The 22,775-nt window shown below is 31.8% G+C and carries 20 protein-coding genes; all 20 read right to left on the bottom strand.

Features of this window, described 5'->3' with window-relative positions:
- Window positions 1–35 precede the first annotated feature (35 nt).
- Window positions 36–1,454, bottom strand: a complete 1,419-nt coding sequence (locus tag KQI88_RS15660; RefSeq protein ID WP_216418921.1) for a contractile injection system protein, VgrG/Pvc8 family — start codon at window positions 1,452–1,454, stop codon at window positions 36–38.
- A gap of 17 nt (window positions 1,455–1,471) precedes the next feature.
- Entirely contained in the window at window positions 1,472–2,899 is a 1,428-nt protein-coding gene (locus tag KQI88_RS15655; RefSeq protein WP_216418919.1) for a contractile injection system protein, VgrG/Pvc8 family, read from the bottom strand.
- A gap of 21 nt (window positions 2,900–2,920) precedes the next feature.
- Window positions 2,921–3,544, bottom strand: a complete 624-nt coding sequence (locus tag KQI88_RS15650; protein ID WP_216418917.1) for a hypothetical protein — start codon at window positions 3,542–3,544, stop codon at window positions 2,921–2,923.
- Window positions 3,545–3,723: 179 nt separating this feature from the next.
- Window positions 3,724–4,500: a hypothetical protein gene (locus KQI88_RS15645; protein WP_216418915.1), complete on the bottom strand. Its 777-nt coding sequence runs from the start codon at window positions 4,498–4,500 to the stop codon at window positions 3,724–3,726.
- A gap of 28 nt (window positions 4,501–4,528) precedes the next feature.
- Complete coding sequence (locus KQI88_RS15640) at window positions 4,529–7,138, bottom strand: acetate and sugar kinases/Hsc70/actin family protein (RefSeq protein WP_216418913.1); 2,610 nt, start codon at window positions 7,136–7,138, stop codon at window positions 4,529–4,531.
- 22 nt (window positions 7,139–7,160) lie between these two features.
- Window positions 7,161–7,856 (bottom strand): hypothetical protein, encoded by a 696-nt coding sequence (locus KQI88_RS15635; RefSeq protein WP_216418910.1) that lies wholly within the window; start codon window positions 7,854–7,856, stop codon window positions 7,161–7,163.
- On the bottom strand, window positions 7,853–9,130 hold the full coding sequence (locus tag KQI88_RS15630; RefSeq protein WP_216418908.1) for a normocyte-binding protein: 1,278 nt from the start codon (window positions 9,128–9,130) through the stop codon (window positions 7,853–7,855). The genes KQI88_RS15635 and KQI88_RS15630 overlap by 4 nt, the downstream gene beginning before the upstream one ends.
- A 22-nt stretch (window positions 9,131–9,152) precedes the next feature.
- The gene (locus tag KQI88_RS15625) at window positions 9,153–10,964 is read right to left on the bottom strand and encodes a PP2C family protein-serine/threonine phosphatase (RefSeq protein WP_216418906.1); all 1,812 of its coding nucleotides are present in this window, start codon (window positions 10,962–10,964) and stop codon (window positions 9,153–9,155) included.
- Between the two features lie 31 nt (window positions 10,965–10,995).
- Window positions 10,996–11,847, bottom strand: coding sequence for a PP2C family protein-serine/threonine phosphatase (locus tag KQI88_RS15620; protein ID WP_216418904.1), 852 nt, complete (start codon window positions 11,845–11,847; stop codon window positions 10,996–10,998).
- Between the two features lie 5 nt (window positions 11,848–11,852).
- Window positions 11,853–12,359, bottom strand: coding sequence for an FHA domain-containing protein (locus KQI88_RS15615; protein WP_216418902.1), 507 nt, complete (start codon window positions 12,357–12,359; stop codon window positions 11,853–11,855).
- Window positions 12,360–12,375: 16 nt separating this feature from the next.
- Window positions 12,376–12,927: an FHA domain-containing protein gene (locus tag KQI88_RS15610; protein WP_216418901.1), complete on the bottom strand. Its 552-nt coding sequence runs from the start codon at window positions 12,925–12,927 to the stop codon at window positions 12,376–12,378.
- A gap of 14 nt (window positions 12,928–12,941) precedes the next feature.
- Entirely contained in the window at window positions 12,942–13,367 is a 426-nt protein-coding gene (locus tag KQI88_RS15605) for a J domain-containing protein (protein ID WP_216418899.1), read from the bottom strand.
- A gap of 53 nt (window positions 13,368–13,420) precedes the next feature.
- Window positions 13,421–13,846, bottom strand: a complete 426-nt coding sequence (locus KQI88_RS15600) for a membrane-associated protease 1 (protein WP_216418897.1) — start codon at window positions 13,844–13,846, stop codon at window positions 13,421–13,423.
- A 33-nt stretch (window positions 13,847–13,879) separates the two neighbouring features.
- A complete protein-coding gene (locus KQI88_RS15595) occupies window positions 13,880–14,305 on the bottom strand; it encodes a membrane-associated protease 1 (protein ID WP_216418895.1) in 426 nt (141 codons plus the stop codon).
- Window positions 14,306–14,393: 88 nt separating this feature from the next.
- Window positions 14,394–14,672, bottom strand: a complete 279-nt coding sequence (locus KQI88_RS15590) for a hypothetical protein (protein ID WP_216418893.1) — start codon at window positions 14,670–14,672, stop codon at window positions 14,394–14,396.
- 102 nt (window positions 14,673–14,774) lie between these two features.
- Window positions 14,775–16,940 (bottom strand): transcriptional regulator, encoded by a 2,166-nt coding sequence (locus tag KQI88_RS15585; protein ID WP_216418891.1) that lies wholly within the window; start codon window positions 16,938–16,940, stop codon window positions 14,775–14,777.
- 47 nt (window positions 16,941–16,987) lie between these two features.
- Window positions 16,988–18,994, bottom strand: a complete 2,007-nt coding sequence (locus KQI88_RS15580; RefSeq protein ID WP_216418889.1) for a VWA domain-containing protein — start codon at window positions 18,992–18,994, stop codon at window positions 16,988–16,990.
- 416 nt (window positions 18,995–19,410) lie between these two features.
- Window positions 19,411–20,832 (bottom strand): aminopeptidase, encoded by a 1,422-nt coding sequence (locus KQI88_RS15575; protein WP_216418887.1) that lies wholly within the window; start codon window positions 20,830–20,832, stop codon window positions 19,411–19,413.
- A gap of 608 nt (window positions 20,833–21,440) precedes the next feature.
- Window positions 21,441–21,869, bottom strand: coding sequence for a SoxR reducing system RseC family protein (locus KQI88_RS15570; RefSeq protein WP_216418885.1), 429 nt, complete (start codon window positions 21,867–21,869; stop codon window positions 21,441–21,443).
- A gap of 82 nt (window positions 21,870–21,951) precedes the next feature.
- A complete protein-coding gene (locus tag KQI88_RS15565) occupies window positions 21,952–22,707 on the bottom strand; it encodes a tRNA threonylcarbamoyladenosine dehydratase (protein WP_216418883.1) in 756 nt (251 codons plus the stop codon).
- Between the last annotated feature and the right edge of the window lie 68 nt (window positions 22,708–22,775).

Genomic DNA, 22,775 nt, shown 5'->3' with positions numbered 1-22,775 from the left:
GTTGTACCTCCTTCTTTTTTAAATATGCTGTAATTTTAATCTACTTTAACTTCTGTTCCTCTTAATACAATGTTTCCTGCTTCGTCTAATACTAATTTGCCGCCTTTATCACAGGCTAGCTCAATTTTGTCGGTTGCTGTCATGATAAAATCTTCTGTAGCCTTCATATGAAGGTCTTCTTCTGCTACTATTTTTATATTCTTGTTTGCATAAAGGGAAATGCTACCATCTCGATTAACCTTCATAACAGCTTGATTGCCATTACTAGCAATCAAAATGCCCTCTGGTGCTAATCTAACTTCTTTATCATGGATTGTTCGTAAATATTTTACGTCTGGATTACCCATACGATCGACGCCATCTTGAGGTAAGTCGTAGACGCTAACAGAGCTGATAGCAAAAGCTTCCTTTGTATATTTTGTTGGAAAATATACTCTTACTGTATCCCCTACCTCTGGCATACAATACCAGCCACTACCATCCTTTGAGGCTGCCATAGTTGAGTAGGGAAACCAATAGGACTTTTCTTTATCTTGTTTTTTATCTATTTTTAAGTGGATTTTTACTTTGTCTCCTTGTGGCTCTAAAATTTTCCCCTCTAAAGATACACCTATTAAATGCATTGGATATCTTTTTTTCTGCTTTAATCCATTCATCATTCCTAATTCGTAAGTATATTTTAGAACACTTTTTTCTAGTTGATATTTAAAATTTTTTACATATAGTTTTCTACCCTCTGTTTCAATATAGTGGCCCAATCTTGCTACTTCTTCGGTTTTTGTAAAATAAACTATATAATCTAGTTGTCTAACTGTTTTTAATCCTTCTGCCTTCATTTCATAATAGGCTTTTAAATCTTTTTTCACTCTTATTTCTTTTAAGTCCATGGTACTTTCTGGTATTTGTGGCAATCCTACATAAAAGTGAATACCTTCATATTCTGTAGCTGGGTATAATCCTTCATAACATTGGGATGCAATACGTTTAATAAATTCCCAATCGGTTTCTTCGTATTGAACCAATAGTTCTCCTATAGGCTCATTAGGGATTTGCAAGCTATAATTTGCATCAGAATAGGCAGTCACTATTTCTTTTATTACTTGATGATAGGTCATTTTCAGATTTTGAAATGATCTTGATTTTTTTTCAATATCCATTAAATACGTATAGCTTTTAGCCTCAACTTGAAGGATATACACCTGATCCTGCACATGAATATTAATTGCAGTAACCACCCCGTAAAATAAGGTTATTTTTTCTCCTTCTTCTATCCCATAGACTTCTATGGGATGGGCTTCTTGTGTCGTATGAATCACTTCATCTTTTTGCTTTTCTTTGAGGATTGCTTCTAACTGAAGCTGGGTATGGTTATTTACCTCTCCTTGTATGTGGCAGGCTAATATTTTTTCTACATCATAACCTGCTATTCTTAAATTCTCATAAGTCAAAGCCATTTCTTCTCTCCCCTCCTTTAGTTTTCAATAATTTCTTTTGATTTAATGTTCATGGTTCCACCAGGTAAAATTTGAATTTGTCCATCTTTTTCACACAACAGATCTACTATATTATCAGCTGTCAATACAATTTCTTTTTCTGCCCGTATAGTAATATCTTCATTGGCATTAAGTGAAATTTTTTCTACACCAGATACTGTCACTGTACCATCTATCCCCAGTAAAACTTGTCCTGCACCATCATCAGCAATGATTAATACTCCTTCTTCTGTAAAATGTACTGCCTTATTATGGGGAGTACTTAAGCTTTTGTTTGTTGGATTACTCATGCTATCTTCTTTCGAAGGGGTATCCGGTCTATGGGCCTTTATATTAGTAATAACATAGCCTTCCTTTTCGTCATGGGTAGGAAAGTAGGCTCTAATGCTTTCACCTATTTCTGGCATACAATGCCAGCCACTACCATCCTTTGAGGCAGACATTGTAGCATAGGGAAACCAATATGCCTTTTTCTTTTCTTGTACTTCATCAACTGCAAGCTGTGCCTTTACTTTATTTCTGCTAACTTCAATAATATTGCCATCTATAGAAACACCTGTAATCGCCTCGTTATAAATTTTGGGTTGTAATAGTCCGTTTTTTAATTGTATTTGATAAGTACTCATTAACTGCCCATCTATTAATTCTCTTTGGATTTTGCTTATGGTAAAGTTTTTCTTCTGATAAACAATAGTTGCTCCTAGTGGCGCATAATCATAGGCTTGTACCCTATAGACTACATAATCAACCTCTTTTATCATAGGTAAGGCATTTTTTTTCATGCAACTATAATCCTTAATATTTTTTGAAATGGTATAAGGTAAATGATCCCAATTAACCTCCTGCTCTGTAGGTGGAACTCCTATATAATATCTTAGCTGTGAAAAACTTGCCTCTGGATATAAGCCTTCGTTATAACGAGAAACAAACCGCTTTATAAATTGCCAGTCGGTTTCTTCATACTGGACAACCAATTGGCCTATAGGCTCATTAGGAATTTTTAATAAGCAATCACTATCTTTATAATGTTTCATAACACTTTTTATTACTTCATGTGATAACATGTTAATGTCTTGAAAGGATCGACTCCGCTTGTTAATATCCATATCATAGGTATAGCTATTTGCCTCTATTTCCAGTTGATATAGATCTCCTTCTATTGTTAGATCCAGTTTAGTTACTCTTCCTGTGAAAAGGGTATGGCTTGTACCCTCTTCTATGTAGTACAGACTTACGTTCATTTCTGCCTCATGTATAATTTCTTCTTTCATATCATCTGTAAGCATGGCACTAACCTTCATAGTGGCATGGTTATTGATGTTCTCAGTGATCCTGAGGGTTTTAATATAAAGAATAGAAGAAATTGATAAACGAAGCTCTTGATAAGTAATCCCTTTTTCCTTCATTTGCTCTCCCCCTAATTTCTATTAAACCAGTGTATCGATTTCCTGCACAATGGCCTCTAGTAAAATACCATAGATGTCTTTATCTTTTTCTAAACAATTTAAATTTCCTACAATTCTTCTTTCATCTTTATGAATCCAAAAAAGAATATTATAGATGGTTCCCTTTCCTGTAGGCATATTGGAACAAATATAACTTAAGTTTTGCAGGCTCTCTTCCTTAATGCATTCAGCATATAATCCTAATTTAGTAAGATTAGTCTCCATTTCTTTCTTGGCCTCTTCAATCGTTTGGGCCTTCATTTCTTCTGGTAAATAGGTACATATTAAACTTATTCCTTTTTCATCGTTAACGAAAAGTACTGCTTCCTTTTCCTCTTTTACTTCATCAAAGAATTGGGGCATTATTGGCAATACTAGCTTATGGTTAAAATAACTTTTTATTTCAAATTCCAATGTATCATCCTTTATCTGAGCTTGCCCTTGCTGGATTTGTACCCTTATTTCTTCTAATGTTAAGGTAGGTTCTGTCTTAACTGCTTCCTCTTCTAATTTTAATTCATTTTGTAATGCTTCCTTTTGTGCTTCTTCCATTTTTGCCTGTCTATTGGCTTTTTCTAAAAGTGCTATCTTTTCATCTAAAAACATGTTTTCATCCTCCTATCATTACTGATGCTATCAGCCCTAAACAAATACTCGAAGTAATTTCTTTATCTTTTAAAAAAAGCAGAAGACCTAACAGGTAAACCCTCTGCTGTGGGTCTAGTTCTATTTTCTTCTGCTCGTTTATTTTTTTATAGCTGGATCTTATTAAAATTTAGAGGTAATTAATCAATTAATATTCTTTTTGATGAAAATCCCATATTTTTTTCTGTCTTCTTACTGGTTGAGATATTATTTAATATTTGATTTAAGTACTTGTATATTGTTTGATTTGTATAATCTTGTTTTTGTATATTTAATCTTAAAGCGATATAACTGGTGATCAGTTCTCTACCTATTGCCTGTTGATTTTCCATACATATCATACAAAAGGATATATCCAGTGGTTCTGTAGGATTATGCTTAAAGGCTTCTTGTGCAAAGTAGTTTAGTATATCTGGCGATATGGTACTTTTTTTATATGCTGCATAAGGTGCATGTATTGTATTTACTGTATTGTATTCTGTTTCTAAATCTTCAAAGGATGTATAATCTGTCCTCAGCTTTGCTCCTACTTTTAATTTGAATCTGCATAATTCTATTTCGTTTTCGCTTATGGCTATATTGTCATCAATAAAGGCATTTGCCGTATAGCTAATAAAGTCATTGTTTGCGCTTTTTTCTGAAAAGCTTATTTTAAGTAGTGTGGTTACATTGGTATGGAAATATGGCAGTTTATAGGGGTCCCTTAATATATAGGGAATTCCTTTGAAATAAATTATGCCTGGTGTTATGATAATATAGTTGTCAGATATTTGTAATTTGCAGCCAGTTAATATTCCATCGGCATATTCCTGCAAATGTATGTCTAAAATATCTTTAGGATAATCTCGTAGATTTTCCAACATTTCTAACTTTAATATTCTCCCTTTACCAAATACAGGATATGTAGTCGAAAACAAGGTTTCACCTCACCTCTATATTGAATGATTATTTTTGTCCGTCGAAGAAGTTTGTTTCCCAAATATCATTTTCAAAATTGAAAAAGGCTTCTTTTCCTATAAATAATTTTTCGTCATTTCTTAGAACAGGCACAACACAAAAACCCCATTCTTCTCTTTTTGCCCAAACGAAGAATTTTACTTCTTTGTTTGTGATGTTATCTGTTTCATTCTGTAGGATAACACCTTTATATTTTTCTTCTATTTCGTGGAAGGTTGTTTCTATAAAGTTTTCTGGTTGGTTTTCGTAGTCATATTGATACCTAACTATACCATTAGTATCCTTTAAATATAGTTTAAGGGTTATTCTTTCCATATACCTTGATATGCTGCCACTTGTATTACTCTTGTCAAGGCTATGGATTAATATTTTTTCTTCACCACTGTGGGTAAAGGCACTGATTACATAGGGTAATATTGGAAGCCTTGTGTGTATATCGATATCCATATAACCAAGCTTTTGGGCTTCTAGATACTTTAATGATCCCTTTAAGCAGTCTAGTTTTAAGTCATAGTTATGGCTAGAAGCTTTCTTGCTCTTTCTTGACTGTATTACTCTACCCGGCACAAATTCTTTTATTGCTTCTCTAAATGTATCTATTTTACATGATTGTCCCGTAAGCTTTATAATTGAATATTCCAGTAGCTTGTCCTGTTGGTAGATACTTTCTAAAAACTTTTTAATGATATTGTATATGTCCGCCTTTATTAGGGTGGTTATATCAAATATACTTAAGGTTATTTCTGACGGATTTTTAAGCTGCTCTAAAAATTTCCCATTGTATATATGAATTCTCCATTTGTCATAGTTTACAGTTATTTTGTCTTTACTGGCTTCATTGTATGGTGTTATTAATATTTCTAGGCTATTGTTATCATTAAAAAATTGTTTTTTTATTTCCTCTGCTAATTCAAACAAGAGAAAGAAATTACTTTTTACTTTAAAGTATTCATCACTACTTCTAGTTTCGTAAGCTTTAAATTTTGTAGGAATCATTTCCTCCACTTGATTATATTCGTAGTCTAGTTTTTTATATATTTTTAATACTCCATATTTGTCTACATATCTAAATAGATCCACATCAAATTCTTCTAGTAAACTGGTTTTTACCCTATCATTATTTTGTAATTTATGAGCAAAGATGATTTTGATAAGCTGCATAATTCTAAAGGTAAGATTATTGCCTCCAAAATCTGTATCACCATTTTCATATGAAGTCTCTATATCAATCTTGTAGGAAACTCTATTGTTTTCTATTTTAAAATCACAGGAGGATAAATCTGTGGTTCCTCCTCCGCAATCAATAATAAGGGCCTTATAATATTCTCCTTCTATATAGCTTTTATTTTCGATTAATTCTGTGATGGTATTAAATAGCACAGATGCTCCTTCATCCAGCATATTTTCATATTCTATTTCATACTCTGTAAGAATTTCTTGAAACATTCTATAAAACTTATATTTCTGTTTTGATGGACAGGATATATGGATCTTTTTAAAATTTGTCTTAAACCTCTGTTTTGCAAGATTAATAATATATTGTAGAAATGCTTTTATCATATGCTTTCTTTTAATATATGTTTGCCGTCCCCTTACATCTGTAATTTTTTCTTCCCTTTCATAATCCCTTATCCACCTTTTTATGTCATAGAATAAACATATACCATCATCTTCATAGCTAAGTTTTGAAAGTTTTATGGCATCATAGCCAAATACATATTCAATTTCTTCTGTATCTATAATGGTTTTTATTCCTACAACACTAGGGATTAATGGGGTTATTTCTATTGGATCTAATATTGTATTTAAAACTTCCACTGCCTTTATTCCATCATTTTGAGGATTACCATCGGTGGTTTTACTAAGGAAATTAAAAGATTCTTTGCTGATATATATCCCTGCTGTTGTATTAGTGGTTCCAAAATCTATAGCTAGAGGAGCATCTGTGTCCATAGGCTGCCTCAAGCTGTAGTCTAAAATAGGAATAGGATAAAGCTTAATGTGTTGAGGAATATATTTTATATTACGATAGTATATATCATAGATTAATTCTGACTGTTTTTTATCAAAATATAGTAGGCTATAGTTTTTGCTTGTGGTTTCTTTGGCTTTAATCCTTTCATTTTTTACTAAATAGTAAACTTCATTAACTTTAATCAGGTTAAATATTGTGCAAATACTATAGTTCTCATCAACTAATATTACATTGCCTTCGTCTATATTATCCATTGGAGTTACTATATAGCCATCAAAAATTTCAATGCTTAAGCCTTCATATAATACAAGCTTCGAAGGGGAGCTAATGATTTTATCCTCCAGGATCTTATCAACATTAATTAAGTAGGTTTGTAGTCTTTCTAAACCATCCTCATCATATGTGTTGATTAATAAATTTTCTTCTATTCCTCTATATCTCATAATAAGTCTCACTAGGGCTTCTTTATCTAATGGATTAATTGTATTGCTTACTAACTTTTCCTTTGAAGATATTTCCCTTAGTTGAAATGTTGTCATCTTCCTCAGTTCATCTTCTTTATATCTGCCTTTATTGTCGACTTCAATTTTATTATTTTTAGATAATTTGTATGAATATCCCATATTTCAATCTCCTACAATCTAGCTAATATAGTACCATTTTTTCTATTTTCATCGTTTCATCTATACCTAGTAGGCCAAAATGATATTGCCAATATATATTTACTTCATACTCCATATGTAAAAACAGCTCTATTAAAGCGTCTATTTTACAACTTAGCTGACGGGTTTCGGGTTCACCAATGTATATTAGTATTTCTTTCTTATGATCCTGATTAATATATATGATACTTTTCTTAAAAATTTTGTTTACCACTCTCTTAAACAGCTCTATTGAAGTCCCCGTCTCGTATAGGCTTATCATGTTATTTAATACAATATCTAACTCACTTTTATTGAATATTTGTATATGGTTTTTTATTTTTTCATCAAAAATATTGTTTAAAATATCCTTTAATATAAACTTTTTATAATACTCTTTTTTTGTTAATCCTTGTTTTAGGTCAAGTTCTCCTAGGTGATGGATGATTATATCAAATAAAACTTCCCTGAACTGTAGACTTTCTTCGTAGTTTATATCAAACATGTTTTTAAATATGGTAAAAAAACGATAGTATGGATTGATTTCTACTATAGGTGCTTCATCAATTTCAGTCGTATTAAGGTCCTCAAATGAAACCTCCATGTAGGGACTATATGACTTTGCACATTTGAATATAATCTTTTCTCGATCCAAATTTTGACCATGGGCCTGTAACAGTATATCCCATATATAATTCATATTAATCTTCCTTCGCATTTATATTCAGGATAAAAAAACTGTATTTCTGATACAATGAAGCTTAGGAGGTCTCTTATGATAAAACTCTCCTCCCTAGGAGTAAAGTATAGTATCATTTTCTTGCCATAATTCCTGTCTCTTATTTCATCTAATATAAAAAAGTTCATGCTATAGGTTTCTTCTTTAGAATTTTCTTCTTGATCAACTATTTTTAAATCTTTAAATTCTAAGTATCTGGAAATTTCATAGGAATTTATCATTCTGACAAGCTCTGCCTTTGTTTTTATATTTACATAGCTTTTACTGGATAGTTTCTCTATGAAACTAATTTTTTTTGAGTTGGATACTAATTCGTAACTATATTTTTGTAGTTTCGATTCCTTTGGTCTTATCACCTTAAGGACGCTCCATTCTTGTAGGTCACTGGTTTCTGTTGTAATGAATAGGGTATCTCTTCCACATCTTATATTTCTTATTTCTTCATTTTCGTATTCTACCAAGTATCCGTGCTCTGAGCCTTCTCCCTTTAATGCTATCTGATGTTGAAAATTTACTTTATCTTCACAGGGTATTGGAAATCCTGTACTTTCTAAATTTAGCTTTTCTATATTCCAAACAGGTACGATATCATATTTTACATATTTGCTATATTCGCCAAAATCTACATTTACTTCCTGAATCGTTTCTTTCTTAGTTATACCTTCTTCATATTCAACCATAAATACATCTGCTACTCTTGAAATATAGGGAGCATTAATGGTGCTCCAAGGAATATTGTTTCTAATAAACATCTGATACAGCCCGTATATTTTATCCCAATATTGCTTATTTTCTTTGATTATAAAATAAGCATCATAGGTTCTTTCGTTAGTTTTAATTTTTCCTTTAAATTTTATATTTTTTGTCAGTATCTCTTGGTAAACTAAGTAATCGCACTTTAGGAAAACTTTAAACATATTTACTTCTGTTTTTTCTAGCATGGTATTTAAGATGTACTGTAGATCGTATTCTTGATCTTCTATGTCTTCCTCTAGCATTGGATGTAAAAAATAATGGATTGGATCATAGTCCTGCTTTTTTACAATTGTTGTATAAATGCTATAGTTTTGTTGTGTATATTCAATTTCATCAAAAATCCTTTGCTCCAAGGAACGATACATGCTTTCACTATGCTCATAAAGGGGGATAAAAACTTCGCTTAGTAGTTCCTTTAGTAAAGCACGATCCTTTAAGTTTTCAATATGATTTATTTTAAAGTAAATTTTTTCCTTCATTGGCTCTCCTTTGTACTTTCAATTACTGATTTTTCTCCTTTAATAGGTCATCTATTACTTTTATTTTTTCATCCATTCTTTCTATATCCTTGTGAAGTTGTATTTCTTGATAAATGTCTCTAGCAAACATGTATAGCATTTTAGCATTGTTTAAATTACCTGCTTCAAATTGATCATTTGCATCCTTCTCGTATCTTGCTGCTTTTGCTTTACTGTCTGCTTCATTTTGTATTTTTTTCTCTGTCAGTTGAATTTTTTCTTCTATTTGATTTGCAAGGCTATAGGCTTGTGCTTTTTGATATAGCTCCTTAGCTATTGTATAGTACATCTTAGCATCATGGTAGTTTCCTAAGCTATAGCTTATATCTCCTTTTTTGGATGTTTCTATTCCATTAAGCTGGTCTTCGAGTCTTTCCTTTGCTGCTTGCTCTTCTGTCTGCTCTTCTTGTTTTCTCTCTTCTTCTGCTTCTTTAGCCATAGCTTCTGCTTCTTTTTCTTTTTCTGTTTCTAATTGATGGATCTGGTTTAATTTATCTTGTGCCTCTTGTCTTGCACCGGTGAAAAATATATTATATGCTAAATCTCTTGCGAGTCTATAATCTTCTTTAGCCCCTGCTAAATCTTCAAGGTTTTGTTTTCGATCCCCTAGTTCCATTAAATGAAGTACCTTCATGTGATCATTGGCATAATTTAACTGGTTGTCTATATAGCTTCTTCCTAGGTTATCTGCATAATAGGATTTTTCTTTTGCTAATAGGTATTCTTCTAATGCCTTCTGATAATTCTCCTGTTGAAGCAGCTCATCCGCATTAATAATTGCTTCTGTTGTTTTATAAAATTTGTCTATCCGATCTCTATCATCCATTAGTCTTAGCTTTTGAGCTATACTTAGAGCATTTTTATATTCTTCATTTGCTCTTATAAAATTATTGCTTTCTGCATATACCTGTGCATTTTCTATATAATAATTCATTTCATTAATTTGATGAATTTTTTGTTTTCTTTTATAATAAAAAGCTAAAAAAATGATTGCTAAAATCAAAATAATTGGAATTAATGTGAATATAATTCTTTTTATTTTTTGTCTTCTTTGGGGGTTTTCATAAATTTTTTCAATGAATATAACTGCTAGGGTATAGTTTTCTAAGTTTTGAGGCTGCTTTACCAGAAGCATATCTTCAATATTGTCAATTGCCTCCTGTGGTTCCTTTGCATCAGCAATGCCATCTATCAGCTCCCCGTCGTCTATATTTTCCCATATGCCCTTTGTAGTTAGGGCAATAATATCTCCTTTTTTTATGGATATTTTTGAGGAAATATAGGGAATGATTACTTCATCCTGCCCTAGGTAACAATATAGGTTATTTCTCTCTTCATGCTGTGCCACCTTATCTAGCTGAACTTTTTCTTGGTCAACTAGTTGCTGTGTCAAGGATTGATCCTGACTTTGATCCTTTATGTATCCATCTCTAAGTAAATAAAACCTGGTGTTTCCTACCAGAGCGTACCTTGCCTTTACGTAATCGGTAACAACAATGGTAAGAGACACCTTTAGTCTAAAATTTTTACTTTCCTCTATTAGTTTTTTATTCGCAAGGTTTAAAAGCCTCTTCAGTAGTCCACTTTTCATACTAGGTCTTTCGCTAAAGCTGCTTATTATAGTTTCTACTGCAATCTTGGCTCCTTCTAAATCTGTATCATTATCAATACCATCTGCAATGACATAAATGGCAAATTTATCCAACTCTACAAAACCAAAATAATCTTTGTTTTGAAGAAAACTACCTGGTTCTGACATAAATTTTGTTATGAATTTTGAATTTGTTTTTCTCATTTTTTTACACCCGAACTTTTCTCTCTATATGTTATTTATACCTTATTAATAAAATACTGGCATTATCCTTTTCTGTTATAGAAGTCTCTTTTAGTTTTTTAATTATAGCCGTTGCCATTTCATCACAGGTTAAATCTTTTTTCAATACTTCTTCTAGCTGATTCCAGGGAAGGTAACTATGTATCCCATCACTCATTAGAAGAACTATATCTTCACTTTTTAACTTTACTGGTACATCATAAATTTCTATATCTTTAAATCCATCCTGTCCAACATAGTTAAATAGCCTTTTCTCCTTTAATGCCCATAATGCATCTTGTCTGCTTATTTTACCTTGATAAAAACCTTTTTGAGCAAGAATATTTACTGTATGCCCTTCGCTTAAGGGTATTAGCTCATTGTTTCTAAAAACTGCAACCATTGTATTTCCCACTAAAGCATAATGCAGCAGGCCATCAACAATAATGCCACAAGCCACACTTGCACCACCCTGATGATCTTCTAAAGTTTTTAAAATCTCTCTATTGGTTATATTAAAGGCTCGTTTAAAAAAGTAATTTATGTTGTCTATTGATGGATTTGCTGTAAACAAATCTACAAATATTTTTACAACCAGTCTACTGGAAAGTTGCCCAGCCCTCTTTTTTCCAATTCCATCGGCTAAAACAGCTAATGTGGCTTTTTTAAAGGAGGCTATATCCATAGCGTCTTCTTGATATTCTCTATTACCAATAGATGATGCGACTCCTACTTCTAACCCATTGCAGTAAGTTCCTCTTTTAAGCTTGGAATCCATATAATTTCTGATTAATATTAAAAGTCCTACAATGCTAAATAAAATAGCTGTAACGGTATATTTGTTTTTAAACATAAATTCTCTCATGGAGATTACTCCCTATCCGTGTCATCCCATTCAAAGTGTTCTCCACAAAACGGCATGAACAAAAATTTACTTTTTCCCAGTTCTATTACGTCATATGAGGATAATGGTGTAGGTACATACACCGCTTCGTTATTTAAATATGCAATGCCTGAAGCATCTCCTGGCAGTAGGACATAGTTTCTTTTTTTTGTGTCATAGACTATAATTGCATGATTTCTTCTTGATATCTTATTGTCACCTAGTATCTGTATATCCATATCATCGGCCCTACCAATAAAGTTTTTGCCTTCTCTTATTTTGTAGTCCTTTCCTACCCTTGCTCCTTCAATACAAACAATCCAACCACAGACGGGTTGTATTTCTTCCTTTAAAAGTTCATCTTCGATGTCAAAGTCTGTTGAAGGGGTTTGGGGTTGTTCTTTTGTAGCTGTTTCTATATTACAGTAGGGACATATGCTTCCATACCTTCTTTCACTAAACATATGTCCATTTTTGCATCTTGTAAGGCTCATTTGCTAACACTCCATTTCATCTAATCAAAAGTTTCGTTTTAGCTATAAAGACTACATCTCCTTTAACTATTGTACAAGGTTTATCCTTTGATAGTTTATATCTGATTTGATCATCAGGCTTTTGAATACTTATGCCATTTTCTGAGTATAAATCTTCTATGTACCAATTTCCTGATGCATAATTTAATACTGCATGCTGAAAATCAATTAATGAAGCATATGTGGATGTGCTTAAATCGATATCTACTTCATTGTTCTTTGTATTACGACCTATTACCATTGAGGCTTTATTAAGTAAATCCCATTCTTTTATAATTTCGTTATTTTCATTTAATAATGCCAGTCCATTTACTGTGTTTGGGCTACTTAGGACTTCTTCTTTAGTGGGATTATTAGAGCTAACTGCCTTATTTAAATAAATCATGCCTACTATTGCTAATAGAAGAATCAGTGCATATTTTTTAAACTGGTCATCAAAAACTAAATACACGTAAATCCCTGCTCCAATGGAAATAAAGGTTATTAATACATCTATAATCTTTATATTACTTGAAATTGATTTTTCCAAAGTGATCAACTCCACTAATGTCTTTTAGATTTAAAAAAAGTATTAAAAATATCTGTTGTATCCATCGGATTTTTATTACTTTTTTTATTAAAGCTTTTGTTTTTTTCTTTGGTTTTTGGATTGAAACCAAAAAAGTTTTCAAACTCATAATCTACATTGACTTTATCTGTCGATGTTTTTTTTGAGGATGATTTTTCTCTTCTAAATGTCTTTTGTTCTGAATTTTTACTATTGAATAACTTTTCATCATATTCTTTTCTATATTTTTCATCCCTTAATAGGCTGTAGGCTTCTGTTATTTCTTTAAATTTTTCCTCTGTATTTTCTCCGTTTATATTGGCATCGGGATGATATTTTTTAGCCAGCCCTCTATAGGCTTTTTTAATTTCAGCTTGAGAAGCATTTTCGCTTATTTCTAATATTTTATATAGATTTTTCATTGTTTTATCCTTTATAAAGCAGATGTCCTAAAAAGGACATCTACTTTAGTTTATTAGGCGCTATAGCCGCCTTCTATGGTTATTTTGTCTAACTTATCCTTTTTTTGCTTAACAACTAATTCAAATGTTCCTACCCCTTCTGTATCTCCAAAATACTCTCGATAATCTACTACAAAGGCATTTGGAAAGAAGATTTTTCTTACTACTTGGTCTGCTGAAATTACTTCTACTGTTAATTTGCGATAGCAATCTGCTTTTTCTGCTGGCACTAATGACCAAATTCCTAGCTGTCTTGTACTATCAAATGGATCTCCATCTACTGCTGTTAAGATTTTACCGCTTATAACCATAGTAGATCCTACATCTTTAGTACGAGCATTTGCATCTGTTGGTATATCCGTTTTCAGGGTTACTTTTTGTACGCTTTCAACATGAAGTTCAATGGTTTCTGCACCTTCAATTTTAACTCTAAATCCCATATTAAAACATCCTTTCTATTATTTTGTAGTTTATTATTCTTGGAATCCACCTTCTAATTTTATGGAGGCCATTTTATCTTTTTTCTGTTTCATGTGTAGATAGAAGGTTCCTACCCCTTCTGTATCTCCATATTCTTCTGTGTAATCTACTACAAAGGCATTTGGTAAGATTATTTGTCTTACTACTTGTGATGCTGAAATTACGTCAACTGTTACTTTTCTGTAGCAGTTTGCTATATCTCCTGGCACTAATGACCATTGTGCAAGCTTGATGGTGCTATCAGCTTCTTCTCCATCCACTGCTGTTAGTATTTTCCCTTTCACAATAAGTGACGTACCTAAGTCTGTAGATCTTGCATTTGAATCATTAGGAGTGTCTGTTTCAAACTCAACTGTTAATATGTTTTCAACTCCTAATTCAATGGTATCTAGTCCTTCTACTTTAACTCTAAATCCCATAAAATTTTCCTCCTTTTTATTTTTTATAATAATCACCCTATGTTGGCATGACTATAACTAAATTAATGTGTTATGTTATTAATATAATTTATATACTTATCATTACTAGCATAGCAATTGTATTCATTTTTTCAGCTACTTTCATAAAAACTTGACCAAAGTAAAATAGCCCCATCACCATAAGGATAACTCCAAGCACCATGGCTTTTTTTCTCTGTCTTTTTATATAATCCTCATTTGATTCTCCTGGTTTTTGTTTTCCGACTATCTTTTTTGGATCAAAATCTTTTTTTGTTGATTTAATAACAGTTAAAGTACCTACTACAAGTACGGTTATATAAAATACTATATCTACTATTTCTTTCACTCCTTTAAAAATGTTTCAATTAAAATCCAACATTCAATTAAATTTTTGTCTATACTTATTTTTATTAAGTAACTTATATTGACTAACTAACAAACAATTTAACTAATTTGCTATACTACGAGTAATTTCAACTTCAAGATTCTTCACACTTCCATTAAATGTAATATTTATGTTGCAGCTTCCTAGTTTTTCATCTAATATAAAGTTAATATCGTCACCCTCTTGAATAATAGAGTTGATAAATCCTTTATTAGCAAGCCATTTACTTTTTTGACTATTAGGATTATTACTGAAGAACTTAACGATATTGTCTTGTTTAAAATCGTTAGTATGGAAACGAAGCATTCTCTCTATATAAGTAGTAACAATAGTCTTATAGATGCTCTCAAAATCATTTCCTACTGATTGTAAACTTCTAGCCTTATAGACGGTAATTTGTCTAATATCTTTCCCTTTCACTTGGGCATTTTCAGAGGAAAATACGAATCCAAAGTTTTTCCTGTTGATTGCGTTCTTAATATTATTGGTAAATCCAGAAATCTCTTTTGCTAAAGTTGTTTTAGCATTAAGGGCATTATCATCGGCTTCAATATCAAATCTAACCCCTGGATAATCTTGACTAGCGTTTTTAAAAACTTGCTTTAAATATTCAGGGCATTGATAGGTAGCTACCAAGCCTGCAGCAATATAAGAAGCCCCTATATATACTCCTTCTATCCAAAGTTTTAATATATCTTCTTTTTCCTTCGACAGATTAGGCATGCCATTTTCTTTTAAAACAATTTTACTATCTAGTACTACACCCGATTTATCTTTAGGAATAATAGTAAAGTTAGGGATGCATGGAATCGCAAATTCACTATAGTCTTTTCTAGTTAATGGCATACATTTATCAATATACTTTTCTATTCCATTTATAGCCATCTGTGAGAAGGTTGTCTCTTCATTTGTTTCAAAGTTGAAGAAGATTTGTATTCTATAGTCCTTTACGGTATTTAAAAGAACTGTTAATGCCTCCATTGTATTAAAATCTGTTTTTTCCACATGCTGATTCCCTTTAAAACGTTCTCTACGTAAATTTGCTTTACCACTCATACTCATCTGTACCGAAGGAACGATACCAAACCATATGGTATTTTTAAAATCATTTTTATCGTTTACTGTATTTAAAAAGGTTACTAAGCGAGGTAGGTTATTGGATTTTACTAGCATATCTAATTTTGTATTTGTTACTAATAAGCTAGGTACCATCATTTTATTCTCTACCTTGTATTGGTCGAAGAACATTTTAACGCCAAGCATTTTTTCAATTAATGGCTTCACTGTTTTTATAAAGTCATCCTTAGCACTTTTATAAAAATCTAAATATGTATTATAGTTATTAACCTCGGTTTCTATATCTATCTTGCTCTCTAAAGTTGAGGTTAATGGACAAAAGGTACGAACAACTAAATCTTTTACGTAATCTGAAGGGGTTTCATTTATTGCTTCGTAATCATCCTTAAATGCTTGTATTAAACCGGTGTTAGCATTATCATCCAGTGTTACTAAAGCATTTTCCTCCTCTTTAGGGGCTTCTAAAATTTTAAGTTCTCCACTCTCTCCCATACTTAAAATACCTATTTTTAATTCTTCATTATTTTCTTCACTGTCTCTTTGGCCTAATAGTAATCGTGTCTTTATATCTTCTATGGCCAATGGAAGCATTGCCATTACATTGTTATAGTTTTGGCTAGCCTCTTCAAACATATAGTTTAGCTTATCGCCAAAATCTAATTTTTTAGGGTCTTCTTCGTCTAACTCTTCATAGTGGCTATAGACATACTGTATCTCTTTTCTCGATTGTCTAATGTCATCCATTACTTTTTTTGGTGAAATCATATCTAATAGATTTTCAAATTTAAAATCTACATTTTCTAATCCTTGCGCTGTCTTTGTTTCTATTAGTGTCAATAGCATTTTGAAGAAATCATTGGACATGTTTATTGGTATTTCAGTAATATAATCTTCTGACAGATTTTCAGGCTTCTTTAGTGTATACATGACTTTTTGGTTTGTCGCATTATAAAAGGAATATACAACTGGTGAGAATTTATCCAAAAACTCTTCGAAACTTTTTACTAAAAGGGTTTCATTAATTTCCTTTATTTTGTCGTCATCTAAGCTGTCGATACCTTTTGTGTCACCTATTATAGTGAGTAAATCTAGCTTTTCTGGATTAATTTCCTCAAATAACATGGTTCTATTGGTTTGATTAATAATTTCCATTTTATACCTCCTAATTTTATTTATTATATTAAAATAAAAATTATTTATTAATAGCTATTTGCATCCTGTTGCATAGGATTATATTTATTATAATGAATCTCAATTTCTGTCCCATCTTCGAAGGTAATATAAATTTTTGCTTTGTATTGAAGGGGGTATTTCACATTCCTACTTAATATTATTGAGTCCTTCATGGAAGTAGCAAACCCCTTGTTATAAAAAACGATAGTTTTATCCAACCCTGGCTCGAAATAAATTTCTTTAGTGTTTAAAAAAGGTTTATCTATATTTGCCTGCTGCAGCAGTTCTTCTAAAGTTATACGTTTCTTATTTTCAAATTGATATAATGGAAAAGTAAGGGGTGCCACCTCATCTCCATCGGTTAAATTCATAAAATATGCATTTATTTTACCAGTAAATGTTGGCTTAGGCGCTTTTCTTCTTCTGTAAATAATTGCAAAAACCAAGACTCCCATCAATAGACAAGTAACGGTAATTGTTATGGGATAATAATACTGTAATGTTGGCAGTATTATTAGATCAATTGCTTCACTTGTATAGCTTAAGCCTTCATTATCGGTTGCTTTTATTTCGAACTGATAAGTTCCTTTATTAGTAGGGTTAATGGTTAGTAGAGACCCCTCAAGTTCTAAACTTTCAGCATTGTTATTAATGATTTCATATGTTAGTGTATCCCCGTCTGGGTCTTGAAAGTATTTATCTAATTGATATACCTTAGGTTTTGATGCTGTATGTAGCTTAATCTTTTTAAAAAATTCACCCTTAGGCTGACTATTCTTAATATCTAGTTTTAATTCCCTAAATTCCATATTAAAATTTGGATGTGTTAAACGGGTATAAAGGGTATAATTACCACTATTCTCTAGTCTGTTACCTGCTTGTATCTTTTCATTAGAAATAGTTATATCTAGATTAACTTGTTCAGTATCAGTTTCCATCGTTAAGCTGGGTGTTATTTTATTATAAAAACTTAAGTCCTTCACCACTTGATGATCAATATTATTTCTTAAGTAGGCATCTATATTAAATGCTTTATTTTTTTGTATGGTGTCAGGTACATCTAAGATTAAACTCATGTCGTAGCTGGATAATAAATAGGCCTTAATGGTTTCATTGGGTCTACCAGTAAATTCTAATTTTATTTCTTCCTGTTTTGGATTTAATATTTTCGCTACAGTATAGTGATTCGATTGACTAAAGGATACATTCTCTCCTTTATAGAATATTTTTGGCTCTTTAAGATGAGACTGGGTTGTTAGAATAAGATTAACTTCTTTTGTTATGGAATCTTCAATAGGAATAATCATTTCTTGTTTTTTTCCTGTTCCAATGGTTGCTAAATTAGAATTGATGATGGCAGTATCATTGTTTTTAATGACATGACTAACTATATCTATCAATCCGTTAGGAGTTAGGTTATTAAAATGCTTACCATCGGTTTCACTTGAAATCGTTAGAAGGGTATTGCTGGTTTTGAATTCATCTCCTACTTCAATTGTGTAAATAGGTATCTTTAATTCTTTTGCATTATCAATAACATAGTTGATATCATTATTTGAATCAGTAATATTTCTGTTACTATGGGGGGATAGATCTGTTTCACCATCTGATATTAATATCATAACTGGCTGAGTATTTTCCTCTAAGTTAGCTGTCATTAATTCAAAACCAGTTTTTAATCCTAGCCCCATATCGGAAAAACCACTTTTTCTAACTCTTCTTATTCTATTTTTTAGATTTTTCCTTTGACCTTCTGTGGCCAAAGACCTAGGTTCTGAATAAGAAGTTATGCCATGGTTATAAGCCACATATCCCACACTAGCTCTATGGGATGGAAGGGTATCAATAAACATTCCCATCATTTCTACCGCTAAATCCTTTGAATCATTTCTATTCATGGAGTTACTACAATCTAGGACAAACATAATACTAATATTGTTAGGTGTATAAATAATTTCTTGGGCTGATATAGTTTGTAAAGTAATTAAGGTACACATGATAGATAAAGCAATTAACCTATTTAATATTTTCATAGCATCACCACTCTGTAATTATTTTCTAGGCTATGAGTAAGCATAGATTCATTAAATAACTTACTATATTGACAAGTTTAATACATAATTATACAAATTTCTATGTTAAGACTTCGACGCACCATTCTATATTTCGACATTTTAAAAATATTCCGTGAATTTAAACGCCCCATAAACTTGTAAATTTAAACATTTTATAGTTGCTTAATATAGATTTTTTATGCTTATAGTAAAATAGTCCTGTTTTACCTACATATAGTATTAATTCTATAAAATCAAGATGGAGGTGAGTAATTATTTTACTCACCTCCATCTCACACCACCAATCATACCATTTGGTCCTTGGCAGTTCATTAAGTTAATTGTATTTTCTAATATCTAGCCCATAGGCTCTGATAAGAATTTGAATTAAAATTTTATCCCTGATAAAAAGCCTTATAAGCTTTGTAGGTCATATAGAGATCCACCTTACTGATTAATTCAATAGGTGCATGCATGCTTAGCATTGGTGTACCACAATCTACAACCTCTGCCCCCTTATTAGCCAATATATAGGCAATGGTACCGCCACCACCTTGGTCAACCTTTCCGAGTTCTCCTACCTGCCATGTAACATCGCTATTATTAAATATTCCTCTAACTTCAGCTAAAAATTCAGCATTGGCATCATTGGAGCCTGCTTTTCCCCTTACACCAGTGTATTTCGTAAGGGTCACACCTTTACCAATGAAGGAGGCATTGCGTTTATCTAACACATCAGGAAAGTTAGGGTCAAATCCAGCTGTTACATCACCTGATAATACCTTTGAATTGCTCATAGACCTACGTAAACCTAGATAGCTTGTTGTTCCTTGTAAATTTAATAACTCTGCAACAGTATTTTCAAAGAACATAGATTCCATTCCTGTATTCCCCATGCTCCCAACTTCTTCTTTGTCTACAAAGAGTCCAACAATTGTATTTTTAGGATTTTGAATTTCGAATACAGCCTGATATGCAGCAAATGAACAAACACGATCATCATGTCCATGGGCTGCAATCATGCTTCTATCAAGTCCTACATCTCTAGACTTTCCAGCTGGTACAATTTCAATCTCAGCCACTGTAAAGTCATCCTCGTCTATCCCATACTTTTCATTTAATAGTCTTAATATATTTAATTTTACCTTTTCATCAACATCATCACCTTGATAGGGAATATTACCGATAATCACATTAAGTCCTTCTCCAGTAATGCCTTCCCCCATGTTTTTAGACATTTGATCCTTTGCCAAATGTGGAAGTAGATCAGAAATATAAAGTACCGGATCTTGATCATCTTCCCCAATAACAATTGAAATCTTCTCTCCATTTTTCTTAATCATTACACCATGTAGTGCTAGTGGTGTAGCTACCCACTGATATTTTTTTATGCCACCATAGTAGTGGGTTTTTAAAAGCGCCATTCCACCATCCTCATAGAGAGGATAAGCCTTTAAATCTAGCCTTGGGGCATCCAAATGACTTCCTACTATTCTCATACCCTTTTCTATTCCTTCAGTTCCAATCACAAATAAGACAACGGCCTTACCTTTATTTTCTGCATAAATCTTATCTCCAGGCTTAACAACTCCTCTATCCATTACTTCATCCAAAGAAACAAATCCATTAGTTTTTGCTTGTTTAATGATTTCATCAACGCATTCTCTTTCAGTTTTCCCTCGATCCATAAAATATTTATAGGCTTCACCAAACTCAAAAACCCGCTCTAGCTCTCCATCCTTCAGTTGTTCCCAAGCATTATGAAACTTTTTAGTCAACTGTTGCTGTAATTTTTTATCTATCGTTTCCTCTGCCATAAAATTCACCCCTTTATTATTATTGAATATCAGAAAATTTTCACATATCTCTTTTATGATACCTTTACTCTTTTTTATTGTCAACAAGTGGATAAACTATATCAGTCGATTACGGCTGCCCAAATATTCGTTCTGTGTTTCCCTATAATAACGACATCCTAAATATAATACTAATTCTATAAAAATAAAAACTACTAACCTAGTATAATCCAAATACATCACCTATGACTCCTTTAGCGAAATTAAGTAGCATTACGAAATCTTAGGCACATGGCAGATAACATAATGTTTTCAACACTAAGTTCGCTTTCTATATCAAATTTAATGGTATTTACGAACTCTGGTTCAGCAATATTTGCTTATCTATCATCCTACTTTCTATTAACTTTTTTACCTATCAGATAATTTAAAGTTGCTTATACTTTTGAATCTAACTTTAAGGAAATAAGTATACATCTTTAATACTTATTTTTTAACTTATTTTTATAGTATATTATTTCAAATTAGTTTCTTGTCGAATTATAGCATTAAAAAATAAAAAAGCAAATAAACAGTTATATAAACTATCTATTTGCTACTTCTTAAAATCCTATTTAATTATATTAGTTTTATTTATCAGTAATCTCTGTAATAATTGGAACAAAGTTTTTATTCGCTTTAAATGAACTCTCTTTTAATCTAATAACAGCAAAGCTTATTCCAGTTAATACAAGTCCTAATATACCTGATCCAACTTCTTTATACTGAGCTAATCCGATTTTATCTAAAAGTACACTTCCAATAAATACTCCTGCTATTAAAGTAATCAAGGGAATCATATATGCAATAAAAGCAGCAGCTAAAACATTTTGGTGCTCCATATCTATTTCAACACGATCACCAATTTTAGCATTAATAGAGTTAATAGCCTCTATTTCCATACTCATATCATCACTACCTAGCTTGCAACCTTTACAATCGCCGCAGCTAGATTGTCTTTGCATTACTACTTTAGCTCTATCTCCGTCGGTAGACATAACAACTCCACATTGTCTCATAAAACGTCCTCCTTTCTAATTTAAAAGTAACTATATTCTATATTTATACTAATTAAATTTAATTAATCACATTTTTAATCTTCTATTTAATAATATCTTTAACTATTTGTGAAGCTATAATTAATCCAGCAACAGAAGGTACGAAAGACACACTACCTGGAATTTGTCTTCTTGCAGTACATGTAGCAGTCTCTTTATTAGTACATATGCAATTAGTTTTACAGCTATTACCTTCTATTTCTAATGGTGTTATAGGCTCTTCTTTTGAGTATATCACTTTTAAGTCTTTAATGCCTCTTTTTCTAAGCTCTTTGCGCATTACTTTTGCTAAAGGACAAATTGATGTTTTATATATATCAGATACCTCTAATCTAGTAGGGTCCAGCTTATTACCCGCACCCATACAGCTAATAATAGAAATACCTCTTTTTTTACATCTTTCAATTAAATCTAATTTTGATGTAACCATATCGATTGCATCTACAACATAATCATAATCGTCAGCTATTAATTTTTCTGCACTTTCACTATTATAAAGCTCTCTATATACAGTTACTTCTGCTTTAGGATTAATATCTAAAATACGCTCTTTCATAACTTCTACTTTTGCTTTACCTACAGTGCTACGGAGAGCGTGGATTTGCCTATTAATATTAGTTAAACATATATCGTCGTGATCAACTAAAACAAATTTACTTACACCACTTCTTGCTAGGGCTTCTACAGCAAATGTCCCTACTCCTCCTATACCAAACACAGCTATTTTACTATTTTTAAGCTTTTCAAGTCCATCAGTTCCAATTAACAATTCTGTTCTAGAAAAAGAATGTAGCGCCATCTCTTACCTCCTCTACTTTTCCACTAAATTTAATATTATCTAATTTTTTTTATTATGTCAACTGGGTT

The sequence above is a fragment of the Alkaliphilus flagellatus genome (genome assembly GCF_018919215.1).
GTDB lineage: Bacteria > Bacillota > Clostridia > Peptostreptococcales > Natronincolaceae > Alkaliphilus_B > Alkaliphilus_B flagellatus.
This window is presented reverse-complemented; position numbering and strand designations above follow the sequence as displayed.

Coding starts and splice junctions, on each gene's coding strand:
- KQI88_RS15620 (WP_216418904.1), bottom strand. CDS start 11,847: ATGAGAGAATTTATGTTTAAAAACAAATATACCGTTACAGCTATTTTA.
- KQI88_RS15655 (WP_216418919.1), bottom strand. CDS start 2,899: ATGAAGGAAAAAGGGATTACTTATCAAGAGCTTCGTTTATCAATTTCT.
- KQI88_RS15575 (WP_216418887.1), bottom strand. CDS start 20,832: ATGGCAGAGGAAACGATAGATAAAAAATTACAGCAACAGTTGACTAAA.
- KQI88_RS15565 (WP_216418883.1), bottom strand. CDS start 22,707: ATGGCGCTACATTCTTTTTCTAGAACAGAATTGTTAATTGGAACTGAT.
- KQI88_RS15605 (WP_216418899.1), bottom strand. CDS start 13,367: ATGAAAAATCTATATAAAATATTAGAAATAAGCGAAAATGCTTCTCAA.
- KQI88_RS15660 (WP_216418921.1), bottom strand. CDS start 1,454: ATGGCTTTGACTTATGAGAATTTAAGAATAGCAGGTTATGATGTAGAA.
- KQI88_RS15570 (WP_216418885.1), bottom strand. CDS start 21,869: ATGAGACAATGTGGAGTTGTTATGTCTACCGACGGAGATAGAGCTAAA.
- KQI88_RS15580 (WP_216418889.1), bottom strand. CDS start 18,994: ATGAAAATATTAAATAGGTTAATTGCTTTATCTATCATGTGTACCTTA.
- KQI88_RS15630 (WP_216418908.1), bottom strand. CDS start 9,130: ATGAAGGAAAAAATTTACTTTAAAATAAATCATATTGAAAACTTAAAG.
- KQI88_RS15635 (WP_216418910.1), bottom strand. CDS start 7,856: ATGAATTATATATGGGATATACTGTTACAGGCCCATGGTCAAAATTTG.
- KQI88_RS15615 (WP_216418902.1), bottom strand. CDS start 12,359: ATGAGCCTTACAAGATGCAAAAATGGACATATGTTTAGTGAAAGAAGG.
- KQI88_RS15650 (WP_216418917.1), bottom strand. CDS start 3,544: ATGTTTTTAGATGAAAAGATAGCACTTTTAGAAAAAGCCAATAGACAG.
- KQI88_RS15640 (WP_216418913.1), bottom strand. CDS start 7,138: ATGGGATATTCATACAAATTATCTAAAAATAATAAAATTGAAGTCGAC.
- KQI88_RS15585 (WP_216418891.1), bottom strand. CDS start 16,940: ATGGAAATTATTAATCAAACCAATAGAACCATGTTATTTGAGGAAATT.
- KQI88_RS15595 (WP_216418895.1), bottom strand. CDS start 14,305: ATGGGATTTAGAGTTAAAGTAGAAGGACTAGATACCATTGAATTAGGA.
- KQI88_RS15625 (WP_216418906.1), bottom strand. CDS start 10,964: ATGAGAAAAACAAATTCAAAATTCATAACAAAATTTATGTCAGAACCA.
- KQI88_RS15600 (WP_216418897.1), bottom strand. CDS start 13,846: ATGGGATTTAGAGTTAAAATTGAAGGTGCAGAAACCATTGAACTTCAT.